This is a genomic window from Mesorhizobium sp. M0621, assembly GCF_040320745.1.
In the GTDB taxonomy this organism is placed as follows: domain Bacteria; phylum Pseudomonadota; class Alphaproteobacteria; order Rhizobiales; family Rhizobiaceae; genus Mesorhizobium.
Genome location: NZ_JAMYQF010000027.1, coordinates 14,666 through 26,839 on the forward strand (window position 1 = coordinate 14,666; position 12,174 = coordinate 26,839).

Genomic DNA, 12,174 nt, shown 5'->3' on the forward strand with positions numbered 1-12,174 from the left:
GCAGGAGAATGCTGTCACGGCGATTGCCGCGACCGCTCTTGGGACTCCTCTTGCTGGGCGTTGGTACGCTTGCCGCAGCAGTCACCCAATTTCGCTATCCACCGGGCAAAAGAGCACCTTTGGCCAATCGATCGGCTAGGCAACGATCGGGCAGCAATCGAAGAAGCAGCCCGGAGCTTGGCGACGGGTCAAAAGAGTTTCAGCAAATAACCCTCTACGGCGAGGTAGCAGCTTCGTTGCCTGACATTTTAGCAGATGCTAAGGTTGGCCGGCGGCATTTACCCCCTCAAGTAAATGCCGTAGTGGCCGACGCGCACTGTCTCACCGGCACCGCGTCGGCCGTCTCCCGTGGGAAAGCCGCGATAAAGATCTATCGGCTGTCCAGTAGAATGGCCAAGTGTCTGGTCGCGGCGAAGATCAGTTCCTCAAGCCCGCTGTTGTCGATCGGCGACCCGTTGATGCGAGATCTGATCAAGCGGAGCGCTTCGTAAATCGAAACTGGGGTAGCCTTGGAATGATCATCCAGGTATCGGCCGACTTGAATTACCGTGTCTGCATTGGCGTTAATTGGCAATTCTCGCATGGCACCCTCGTGCGGCACCCGACCTTGCTATCCGACATTATCGCGCTGAATCGTCCAAAAGCGCCACTGCGTCTGAAATCGCACAGACGGTCACGATCATCCGCAATTCGAGGGCAGCGCTTCCGTAGTCAGGCTATATCGTCCCGATGGATTGTCTGTCGGCTTTCCGGCCGGGGCCATTTGGCATTCCGAAAATGAAAAGGCCGCCTCGTTGGGTGGCCGTTTTGTGTGGATAAGCTATCCATGGCCTATTGGTACCGCGCACCATGCCGCGCACTCTCAAGGCATGATGGCGGAGTATGTCGAACTGGCCCTTTTGGAGCAGTCACTCGCCAATACAGGCGGCATACAGCGTCCGTTTTTCGATCGAGTGGGTGACGTCGCCGAGAAAACCGCAGGCTCGGTTCTGTTCGATATTCGTGTCGACGACGATAGTTACATTCAGCGGATGGCGGCGATTGGGTACGGCGCAAACGGCACAGTGGCAATCATGATGGATAAGAACGGACAACTTAGCTCCGCGCCGGTAAATGAAGACAATGACCTTCTGGTAGCGGAGTTGGCCGCATGGTATGCGTCTCCGCTGGGCGAGCAAGTGAGTGTTGACTATCGAGGAACGGCCGTAATTCTGATTGCGAAGCTTCGAACTCGGGACACTTAGCCCCCGTCCAAACGCAGAGCTGCTGCAGGCGGCAAAGGCCATTCAAACTGGCAGTCGCATGATCAAAATGGTCGCCTATACGGACCCGTATATTAGAAGGCTTTAACCTTCACAATTGGGCGGACTTAACAGTCCGGCGATCTTGAGCGTATGGGCCAGATGCCCTGAACTCGCGTTGTCGGGAGCGGTCCTCTGCTAAGCCTGAACGCTGCCCCCAATGAAACAGCTGGACACGTCTGAATTAAAGAATTTGATTTGCTACCAAACTCACAAATCTGTTGAGGTTGTGCGCAAACCAAAGGAAGTTTGAAAAGTGATAAAGCACCGCCCACTTCACGCAATTCCTGCAAAATAAGCCGTTGATTATAAGAATTTCGTGAATATCGCGATCATGCGGAACTTATAATGCCCGATTGGTATCACGCGGGATTGTTATGCATCAAAACAATATGACTGTAATAGATATATCTTAGGCAGTTGTGCGACGGTCTTGGAGAGGTGGGGCCGTTAACTGGGGCATGTATCGGGTGACCACTTGTGATCTTCCTCGCTGGGGCATGATCGCAGTTGTTCAGTACCTGACCCGATCAGCCATGGATCCCGAACGCTCATCCTTCTCGCTAGCGCCCCTCGGAGGGCTTGAACGGATTCTCTCCTACTCTGGTGAAGACGCCTTTTCCACCGGCGAAATCCCGCAGGAAAGCCTCCCCGCCTAGCCTTCGGACCAGACAGGGCCGGCCGAGAGGGGCGGCCTCGCAAAAGTCTTGGCAAGCGCCATCGAGGATTTTTCGGCGCTGCGCTGTTCGTCCAGCCAAACTCGCGGATCGAAGCTGAGGTCTGCGCCACCTGGGCGTCGGAATGCGGTGGGGGCGTTTTGGTGAATGGGATCAATCCCGAGGCGGGACGATACTCCACGCAGAGGCGAATAGGCCCACTCTCAATGTCACAGCCGGATGAACGGGTGTGGGGCGCGGACCAACCACGGCGCGAAAACGAGACGCATCATCGGTATCATATTGATTGGTTCCCGTCGGCATCGACTTCCTCTTCCATGCAGCATGGCATCAAAGAACGGAGGTCTGTTGTCAAAGCATATGATTCCACGGCGCTATGCTGTTGCAATCGCCGCCATTCTTCGCGTCCTTGCGGACGATTGCGCATGTCTTGGCTCGATCGAGACCGTCGGCGATGATCATCAGCGATCCGGCAGGAACCAGGAAGCCAGCTACGGGTTTGCTTGGATGCCGACATGATCGGCGTAGCCACGGCGGCCCCAAGTCATCCGCGCTTGCCGTGGGGTTCTTCACTGGAAACGAGGGCGGGCGGTACGGTGACAAGACGAAAAGGATATAAAAGCTATCTGGCAGCAGACCGGTTGAGGAAAGCCCCAACGTCATGAAACCGATGAACGAAGAGCAGCTTGCGGTTCTACGCAGGCACATGGTCGAGATGATTGCGATCCATGCCGACCTTGCAAGCGAAGAACTCGGCAAGGCAACGCTCGATGAGCGGGTGATGGAATCGATGCGGCGGGTCCCGCGGCATCTCTTCGTGCCAGCCGCGGTCGCGCCTTATGCCTACCAGGACATGCCGCTGCCGATCGGCTTCGATAAGACCATCTCGCAGCCCTTCATTGTCGCTCTGATGACCGATCTCCTTGCTCCGCAACCGCACGAGGCGGTGCTCGAGATCGGAACCGGCCTTGGCTATCAAACCGCAATCCTCGCGGAACTCGCCGGACAGGTTTGGAGCGTCGAAATCATCGAGGAGTTCGCAAACCATGCCGAGGCTCTGCTGCAGAGTCTTGGCTTCGCCAATGTCGCTATTCATGTCGGAGACGGGTCTCGCGGCTGGCCCGAGCACGCCCCATTCGACAAGATCCTGGTTAGCGTGGCGGCTGAGCGGACGCCGCCGGCTTTGCTGAAGCAGCTCAAGCCGGCGGGACGTCTCGTTCTGCCTTTGGTGTCTGAAGAAGTACAGTTTCTGACTATCATCGACAAGGATGCGGCAGGGCAACTCAAGACTCGGAAAATCATCCCCGTTCGGTTCAGCCGGCTCGAAACCGTCTAGTGTGCGCACAACTGTCGCGACCACAATTTCCGACCGTCAAACGGATGCCAGCGTCATCGTAGTGCCCCGCACAGGGTAATAAGCGGACGCTGCGATCAGCGGGAGGTGGACCTTCGCGTCACGGCCTTGGCCTGCTGAAACACCATCCGGTCGGCTTCGCACTTTCCGCCTAAAAACATTCGTTGAAGAAATTGGCTTGGAATCCCGGTTCCATGGAACCTGCGGCCTTACCGCAGGTTGCTCAGCAGTTCATCGCAGAGCAAGCCCCAAGGAGGACCGCATGGCGCGCAAAGCTACCAATCCCAATGCCGCGACAATCCACGACCAAACCCTTGTTCAAGGGCAGGGTGGAGAGCTGCACCAAGTTGCACAAGGTAATATTGACGGTTTGACCACGGCCCAGGGAGGTCCGGTGGCCGACGATCAGAATACGCTCAAGATCGGAGCGCGCGGTCCAACCCTCATCGAGGATTTCCACTTCCGCGAAAAGATCTTCCATTTCGACCACGAGCGCATTCCCGAGAGAGTCGTGCATGCCCGGGGCTACGGCGCCCACGGCTTTTTCGAAACTTACGACTCCCTCGCCAAATACACCTGTGCCGACATTTTCCAACGTGCTGGCGAAAAAACCCCGGCGTTTGTTCGCTTCTCGACGGTGGCAGGCAGCAAAGGCTCGTTCGACCTGGCACGCGACGTACGCGGTTTCGCGGTCAAGCTATACACCAAGGAGGGCAACTGGGACATTGTCGGGAACAATATTCCGGTCTTCTTCATCCAAGATGCCATCAAGTTTCCCGACGTGATCCATTCGGTAAAGCCGGAGCCCGACCGGGATTTTCCACAGGCCCAGTCGGCGCACGACACCTTTTGGGATTTCATCAGCCTGACGCCCGAATCCATGCACATGATCATGTGGGTGATGTCTGACAGGGCTATCCCGCGGTCGTTCCGTTTCATGCAGGGTTTCGGAGTTCATACCTTCCGCATGGTCAATGCGGCCGACGAATCCACGTTCGTGAAATTCATCTGGAAGCCGAAGCTCGGCATGCAATCGGTCCTCTGGAATGAGGCGGTCAAGATCAATGGCGCCGATCCGGACTTTCACCGCAGGGATCTCTGGAACGCCATTCAAGCCGGCCAATTCCCGGAATGGGAGCTCTGTCTGCAACTTTTCGACCAGGAATTTGCCGACAGCTTCGATTTCGACATCCTCGACCCTACCAAGATCATCCCGGAAGAGGTCCTGCCGCCGATACCCGTTGGTCGGCTTGTCCTCGACCGCATGCCGGATAACTTCTTCGCGGAGACCGAACAGGTTGCGTTCATGACCCAGAATGTCCCGCCGGGCATCGACTTCAGCAACGACCCGCTCCTGCAGGGCCGCAACTTCTCCTATCTCGACACCCAGCTGAAACGCCTCGGCGGTCCCAATTTTACCCATCTGCCGATCAATGCGCCGAAATGCCCGTTCCATCATTTCCAGCAGGATGGCCATATGGCGATGCGCAACCCGGTCGGACGGGCGAACTACCAGCCGAATTCGTTCGGTGCGGGACCGCGCGAATCCCCCGAGCGTGGCTTTCACTCCTTCGCTGACGGCGAAGAGGGGCAAAAAGTGCGGGTGCGCCCTGAGAGCTTCGCTGACCACTACAGCCAGGCTGCCCAGTTCTTCAGCAGCCAGACCCCTCCCGAGCAGCGCCACATCGCCCAAGCGTTGACGTTCGAACTCAGCAAGGTCGAAACGCCGGCCATCCGGGAGCGAATGATCGCGCACCTGTTGAACATCGACGAAGGGTTGGCCGCGACAGTCGCCGACAAGCTCGGCATTACAAATTTGCCGAAGGCGGCGGACGCAACCGTGGCACCGAGAAAGGATCTGGAGCCGTCGCCGGCCTTGAGCATCATCGAGAACGGCCCCGACAGTTTCGAGGGCCGCAAGGTGGGTGTATTGGTCAGCAATGGGACCGACGCCGCTCTGTTCAAAGCCTTGCAGGCGGCGATCGAAGATGAAGGGGCGACTATGGAAGTCATTGCCCTGAAGGTGGGCGGTGTGCAGGCTGATGACGGCACCAAGATTATTGCAAAGCATATGATCGACGGCGGCTCGTCCGTGCTGTTTGACGCAGTGGCTCTGCTGCTCACCGAAGAAGGCGCGGAATTGCTGACGGGAGAGGCGGCAGCCCAGGATTTCGTGGCGGATGCCTTTGCCCATTGCAAGTTCATCGGGTTTACGCCCGGGGCGGGTCCTCTTCTGGCCAAGGCGGGCGTCGACCCGGTAGCCGATGAAGGCCTCGTTCCTTTGACAAATGGGGACGCTGCCGGAACGTATATCGAGGCGTGCCGCAAACTTCGGCTGTGGGCGCGAGAGACGAGCGTCAAGCTATAGGAGAGATTCATCCGGCAGGCCACGGCCTGCCGGATGAGCTGGAGCGTTCCCTTTCGAACTGAAAGGAATGAGTCGTGGCTGACGAAGAAACCAGACGCCCGGTCATAACCCCACAAGCCGTGCGGGCGCTGGCGCGCGAGTGCGGAGTGACCGAGAGCCAAATCCGTGAGATCGTTTCATTGGTCGGGACGGACAGGGCGTCGATCTTGCGCGAGGCCCGGCTTCTTCAAAAGGGCGGCGGTTGAATCTTCGGCTTTGTATGGATTTCCGACCAAACGACAGACTGGCAGGAGGATGCGCCAACGGCGAAAGCGAAGGACACCGGGCGCAAGAAAGTCGAGAAGGACGCTCAAGGGCAATATGTGCGTAACGACCATGGTCGCGAAAACGATGGCGGAACAAGCGTCAAACCGCGCGTATTGCCGAACCACCCGACACAAAATTCCGAGGCCCTGGGCACTGAGGGCTGGCGCAAACGCGATTGACAGCCTCTTCAGCCTAAAGAGCCGCACTATCTGTCGAATAATGTTCAGTGCCGCGCTCGTCGTCGAATAGCGAAGCCTCGACGAAAGATGCCGGCGCCTCGAGCCTCCAGTGCACATCGTTGGCGCCGTAGGTCAGCTCTGCGGTCCCACTTAATGCCTGCGCAGTAACGCGACTGAGCACCACGCTCCCAAAGCCATTGCTCCCGATCGACTTGGTCCCAGGGCCGTCCTGCTCCGCCCAGGTCAATGTGAATGTCTGACTGCCTTGCCCACCAGCAACGCCCCACGTAACTGCAATGATGCCCCGATGGCCGGACAACACTCCGTATTTGGCGGAGTTTGAGCACAGCTCATGGAACGCAATTCCGAGATATTGGACGGCATGGGGAGTGAGCGTGACGGGAGGACCTGCCATGGTGATCGCGTCTTTCCGACCGAAGGGTTTGGCTTGGGCCAAGAGCAGATCGGAGATTGTGGCGCCTTTCCAGTCAGCCGATATCAACAGATCGTGCGACCTCGACAGCGCCATGATGCGCTCCCGCACCTGTTTTTCGAATAAGTCGGAGCTTTCCGAACGCTTGTTGATCTCGCGAATCATTGATAGGATCACCGAGTATTGGTTCTTCACGCGGTGATTGACTTCGCGCATCAGCATTCGGATGCGGCGTTCGTTCTCCTTGGTTGCGGTTATGTCGCGTGCAATCTTCGAAGCACCGACAATGCGGCCCGTGGCGTCGCGGACCGGCGAAATGCTGAGCGACACCGGCACCTGTGTCCCGTTCTTGTGTTGGCGGATTGTCTCGTAGCTCTCGACCCGCTCGCCGCACCGGAGACGCTCGAGGATCCGCGGCTCCTCATCATGGTGGTCAGGCGGGATCAGCATGGTGACATGCCGCCCCACGGCTTCTGCGGGGGTGTAGCCGAACAGCCGCTCGGCGCCCTTATTCCAGCTCTTGATGAATCCGTCCAAATCCTTGCTCACAATCGCATCGAAGGATGATTCGACGATTGCTGAAAGGTGCTGGACGGCGTCCTCGCCTCTGTTGCGGTCGGTCAGGTCCAACAGCATGTTGACGGCGCCGACCAAATTGCCGTGCTCGTCCCTAAGGGGAGTCGGAAATGGCAAGAACGGGAAAAAACTCCCATCGGGGCGCTGCGCTATGGCCTCGACATTACGGACCGGACGATTTTCCTTGAGCGTGATTGCCATGGGGCATTGGTCGTGGGGCAATTCCTCGCCATCGATTGTGAACAGGCGGAAGGTGACACACCACTGATCGTGGCCAATCCTCGGTTCCCGGCCGGCAAGTTCGACCGCAGCCTTGTTACAGTAGGTGATGATACCTTGTGCGTCGGTCGTGTAGACCGCGACCGGCAATGCATCTAGGATTTGGTGGAAGCGATCCTCATTTTGGTTCATTGCCATTTCGGCAGATTTGAGCCGGGTCACGTCGACGGTGAAACAGCGCGAATGCACCAGTTGACCATTCTCGAAACGACCGCTGGAACTGACTTCCACGTGCTTGATGGAACCATCGCATGCACGCAGTCTGGCCGGATATCGTTCGACGGCTTCACCTCGCGCGAGGCGGGCGAGAATATCGGTGATGGCATGCTCATCAGCATGAAAACTAGCGATATCGCGACCGATGTAATCAGGGGCTTCATAGCCCAAGAGGTTCAACTCGGCTTTGTTGGCATGGAGAATAAGACCGGCTCCATCAACGATGTGCAGACCAATGCCGCCGTTTTCGAAAAAGTCCTGATAATCAATTTGGGGAAGCCCAAACCCGCTCCCCGTCATAACTGCGCTTTCCATGAACCCGTAATTCCCCTGCCGGCCACGCGCGGTAGCCTTGTGAAACGTCGGCATCCCACAATGGTTCCGGGCTCAACCTTCCGCATGGACGGGCGTTCAATGCCGTTGAAGGCCGCTCGCGTATTAGACTAAACCGACTCTGGCTCCATCCATACTGCAATTGAAATGGCCCCGGCAGACCCGCCGGGACCATTGAAAACCGTTTCAATTCAAGCCGCTTGCAGTTCGGCCGCCCGGTCGTTCACGCCGGCTTCGCCCAGCGACGTCAGAGCCTTGTCGGTAGCCTTCTCCTCCTCGAGGGTCGCGCTGAGAAGTTCAACGATATCGTCCTTGCCAAGGGAGGTGGCCCACGCAATCAGAGTGCCGTAGCGCGCGATCTCGTAGTGCTCGACCGCCTGCGCGGCGCCAACCAGCCCGGCGTCAAGCGACGTCGAACCCTTATAGTCCTCGAGAATTTCGGATCCTTCCTCGATAATGCCGTCGATGGCAGGGCAGGTTTTTCCGCGCGCAGCCGCGCCGAGGATTTCGAAAACCTTCTCAAGCCGCTCCACCTGGCCTTCGGTTTCGGCAAGATGCTTTTCGAAGGCTGCGGTGACCTGCCCATCCTCCGCGCCCTTGGCCATCTTCGGCAAGGCCTTCAGAATTTTCTTCTCGGCGTAGTAGAGATCCTTGAGACCGTCGAGGAACAGATCCTCAAGGCCCTTGGTCTTCGCACTTGCCTTCTTGGTGGTTGCCATCGCTATGTCCTCCTTGTTTGACTTGTTTGAAATGACCCATCAGGGGCAATTCCTAACTCGGAGAGAAGCCGGCAGTTCCCTTGCAAAACTATTTAAATGGCTCGTCCAGGACACTTCGGAACGTCAGTTCGCCGTTTGGCCGTATCCGAGTTTTTTCAGCTGGTCCCCTGACAGCGCGAGAGCGCGATGTCGATTTCAGGGCCAGCCGGACTGAAGGGCAATGTGGCTGTTTTCCTGGAATGGAAGCAAGCGCGTTTTTGCGCTGTGGGCTTCGAAGGGCCGCCTCTACGGGCGCCGGCATTTTCGTTTTTAACATCCGTTTATCATCGCTTCCCTCCTGCTAGCTCAGCCCCCGTATTCGAGGAAGTCCAATGAGGCGGATGTCTGGGCTTGATTCAGGTCCGTTACTGTACTTTTGGCGACGGCTAGAACAGTTGTTCAAAGCTCAACCCGCCATCGAGCCGGTCGTCGTTCTCGACCCCTTGGCCGGCGGAGCCGCATGGGCAGAAGCTTGTCGCGAAGCCTGTCAATGCCGGCGTCATCAACAAGCGTCATGCAATCGGTCGCCGCAGGCGAATTTGTGAGCGCGGCGGAACCTTCCGACCGCAGCAGCTTTACTCAGAAGAGAAGAAGAGGTGCCAACGCAGGCTGGATGCAAATAATCGCTGGTCGCGCATTTCAGAAGACTTCGGTTGCGACACCAACCTACGCCAGCGTGGAAAGGATACCAATGGAGTGGTTATTTCTTCACGACGTGGCCTCGCTGCGAAGTGACGGACTCCACCCCGATCTTGTGCGTCTTTTCAGACAACGGGCCGCTTTGTCGGCGTCAAGCGTTGTGGAGTTGCACCCCGGTGGGTCACACTGTTGCGGGCAGGCGGGTCCCAATCCTCCGCGCATACCAAGTCGGGGTTTGCCAAGTGATGTGATCCGATTTCCCAGGAAGCGGAAATCTACAGTCCGGGGTCCCTGATGTCAGCACCCGGAACACTGGCTGGCTGGATGATCGTTGCCCGGCCATGCAGGCTAACCCTAGGCATTGTCAAAGACGACGCCTATCGGCTTTGGCGCCCATGCCTGTTGTTGTTCATACTCGCTTTGGCCGCCTGTTCTTCGTCCGAACACGTCCCTCAGCAATCAAAAATCGCGGCGTCAGCTTCGCGGACGGCAGCCATGGTCTTGGACGCCTGGGCCGCCGGGGCCGCCCCTTCACATTATGTATCGGCCACATTGCAATCAACGGCCGAGACGCTTGCTGAGGCCGGTCAGCAGATGCAGGCTGACAATTCTCCTCAATCTTCCGAAAGTCGCGGTGTCATCGCGGCGATCGGCCAGCTGTCGGCTGCGGTAAGGCGCGCCCAGGCCGGGGTGGAGGCCGGAAACCCGCGGCAGGTGAGCCAGGCGCGGCAGGAACTCGGGACGGCTGCGACGGACCTCGCCGCCTTCTACGGCGGATATGTCGCGCCCAAATCATGAAGAAGCTGTTTGAAATCTCTCTTGGCATCGTCACCAGCGTTGGCGGCTTCCTTGAGGTCGGATCGATGGCGACAGCCGCGCAAGCCGGGGCGACTTTCGGCTTCCGGCTGGTCTGGGCAATCCTCCTTGGCACCATCTGCATCATCTTCCTGGTCGAGATGGCTGGCCGGTTCGCCGCCGTCAGCGGCCACACGATCACGGACGGGATCCGAGAGAGGTTCGGCTTCAACGCCTTCCTGTGGCCGTTGTCGGCCATTTTGCTGGTCAACTTCATGGTGATGTCGGCAGAAATCGGCGGCGTTTCCATCGCCGCGGAACTCGCGACAGGGGTAGGCTTTCAATGGTGGGCCCTGCCAGTGGCGTTCCTGGCGTGGCTGTTTCTATGGAAAGGCACCTTCGGTTTTATCGAGAAGGGCGTGGCGATTCTCGGTCTCGTCACGCTCTGCTTCGTAATCGCGGCGGTGATGCTGAAGCCAGATTGGAAACAGGTCGCTGCCGGGGCGGTGCCCGGTCTGCCGGAGCATGACGCGGCAAGCTACTGGTTTATGGCTGTCAGCATTCTGGGTGCGTCGATATCGCCCTACCTTTTCATGTTCTATTCCTCGGGCGCCGTCGAGGACCACTGGGATAAAACCTATCTCGGCACCAACCGCGCCATTGCGGGCCTCGGCATGAGCTTCGGTGGCACCATCTCGCTCGGCGTTCTCATCGTGGCCGCACTTGTGCTCGGCGCGCACGGCATAAACCAGGTCAACGACTATCACCAACTGCCGCTGATGCTGATCCCGTTATTCGGTTTCTGGGGCTTTGTCCTATTTGTAGCTTCGCTTGCCATAGCGTGCTTCGGTGCGGCACTCGAAATCGGCCTGCAGCAGGCATATCTCGTCGCACAAGGCTTTGGATGGACGTGGGGCGAGGACCTGAAACCCCGCACTGATCCCGCCTTCTGCGGTGTCTATACGCTCTCATTGCTGCTGGCCGCCATCCCGATCGCGCTCGGCCTCGACCCGCTGAAGCTTACCATCTTCTCTATGGCCCTGACGGCCGCCAGCCTGCCGCTGACCGTGGTCCCGTTCCTCTTTCTGCTCAACGATGAGCGCTATGTCGGCGAGCACCGCAATGGCATGATTTCGAACGCCGCGGTGATCTTCATCGTCGCGCTTGGCTTCGTCCTTGCCGTGGTGAGCATTCCCTTGCAGATATTCGGAGGTTCGTGATGGATTTGCTGCGCGATCTACTGGACAAACAGGTCCTTGACCGCCAGCAGGTCAAGATCGGCAAGGTGGACGGTTTGGTGGCCGAGTTGAAGCAAGGCAATCCGCCAAGGATCGTCGCGGTCGAGCTCGGGTCGATCACGCTGGCGCGGCGTCTTGGATCGCGGCCGGGACGCTGGATGACATGGCTTGCGGCAAGGGTTGGCGGCGAACGCCATGCCGAGCCGCACCGCATAGCCTGGAACAAGGTGCGCAATATCGGCGTCGACATCGAAGTCGACATTGACGTGCACCGGACAGCGATCTTCGATTGGCAAGACTGGCTGCGCGACCGCGTCATCGGCCGCATCCCGGGAGCCTGACATGGACACGGTCAATCTTGAACGTCTCGCTGGTCGACGGGTGCTCTCGCTGCGCGGCAAAAGCGTCGGTCACATAGAAGAGATACGAGCAGAACGGGACGGTGACGATATGGTCGTCACCGAGTTCCACGTCGGCATTTTCGCCGCTTTCGAGCGCCTCTCCGCCTTGGCGATCGGCACCGCAGTTCTCGATTTCTTTCACCTGCGTCACCGCGATTGCGTCTACCGCATCCCCTGGGACAAGATCGACATCTCCGACCCACTCAGGCCTCGGTTGCGATGCACGCTTGAGCAACTTTCTCACATGAAAGGTGGATTTGAAGGCAAGCGCGAGGCGGGGCTGCCCAAGAGCTTGGGAACCGTCACGCGAAGCACCGTGTG

At 58.3% G+C, this 12,174-nt stretch carries 9 protein-coding genes; 7 read left to right on the forward strand and 2 right to left on the reverse strand.

The window, feature by feature from the left end; all coding sequences use genetic code 11:
- Positions 1–734: 734 nt before the first annotated feature.
- The 4 genes from NKI38_RS19160 (at position 735) to NKI38_RS19175 (ending at position 5,945) form a co-directional block, all read left to right on the forward strand.
- The gene (locus NKI38_RS19160) at positions 735–1,244 is read left to right on the forward strand and encodes a hypothetical protein (protein ID WP_352659755.1); all 510 of its coding nucleotides are present in this window, start codon (positions 735–737) and stop codon (positions 1,242–1,244) included.
- A gap of 1,395 nt (positions 1,245–2,639) precedes the next feature.
- On the forward strand, positions 2,640–3,314 hold the full coding sequence (locus tag NKI38_RS19165; protein WP_352659756.1) for a protein-L-isoaspartate(D-aspartate) O-methyltransferase: 675 nt from the start codon (positions 2,640–2,642) through the stop codon (positions 3,312–3,314).
- Between the two features lie 280 nt (positions 3,315–3,594).
- Positions 3,595–5,700, forward strand: a complete 2,106-nt coding sequence (gene katE, locus NKI38_RS19170) for a catalase (RefSeq protein WP_352659757.1) — start codon at positions 3,595–3,597, stop codon at positions 5,698–5,700.
- Between the two features lie 74 nt (positions 5,701–5,774).
- Positions 5,775–5,945 carry a hypothetical protein gene (locus tag NKI38_RS19175; RefSeq protein ID WP_352659758.1) on the forward strand — a complete coding sequence of 57 codons (171 nt, stop codon included), beginning with the start codon at positions 5,775–5,777 and terminating at the stop codon, positions 5,943–5,945.
- Between the two features lie 253 nt (positions 5,946–6,198).
- Here NKI38_RS19175 and NKI38_RS19180 read toward each other — a convergent pair whose 3' ends face one another.
- Together NKI38_RS19180 and NKI38_RS19185 are read right to left on the reverse strand one after the other, a co-directional pair.
- On the reverse strand, positions 6,199–8,004 hold the full coding sequence (locus NKI38_RS19180; RefSeq protein ID WP_352659759.1) for a PAS domain S-box protein: 1,806 nt from the start codon (positions 8,002–8,004) through the stop codon (positions 6,199–6,201).
- A 209-nt stretch (positions 8,005–8,213) separates the two neighbouring features.
- Complete coding sequence (locus NKI38_RS19185; RefSeq protein WP_352659760.1) at positions 8,214–8,741, reverse strand: YciE/YciF ferroxidase family protein; 528 nt, start codon at positions 8,739–8,741, stop codon at positions 8,214–8,216.
- A 972-nt stretch (positions 8,742–9,713) separates the two neighbouring features.
- Here NKI38_RS19185 and NKI38_RS19190 point away from each other — a divergent pair.
- Genes NKI38_RS19190 through NKI38_RS19200 form a run of 3 tightly spaced genes read left to right on the forward strand, consistent with a single transcriptional unit; the run spans position 9,714 to position 11,793 of the window.
- Positions 9,714–10,217, forward strand: a complete 504-nt coding sequence (locus NKI38_RS19190; protein WP_352659761.1) for a hypothetical protein — start codon at positions 9,714–9,716, stop codon at positions 10,215–10,217.
- Entirely contained in the window at positions 10,214–11,434 is a 1,221-nt protein-coding gene (locus NKI38_RS19195) for an Nramp family divalent metal transporter (RefSeq protein ID WP_352659762.1), read from the forward strand. Before NKI38_RS19190 ends, NKI38_RS19195 begins: the two co-directional genes overlap by 4 nt.
- The gene (locus tag NKI38_RS19200) at positions 11,434–11,793 is read left to right on the forward strand and encodes a hypothetical protein (protein WP_352659763.1); all 360 of its coding nucleotides are present in this window, start codon (positions 11,434–11,436) and stop codon (positions 11,791–11,793) included. Before NKI38_RS19195 ends, NKI38_RS19200 begins: the two co-directional genes overlap by 1 nt.
- Positions 11,794–12,174 lie beyond the last annotated feature (381 nt).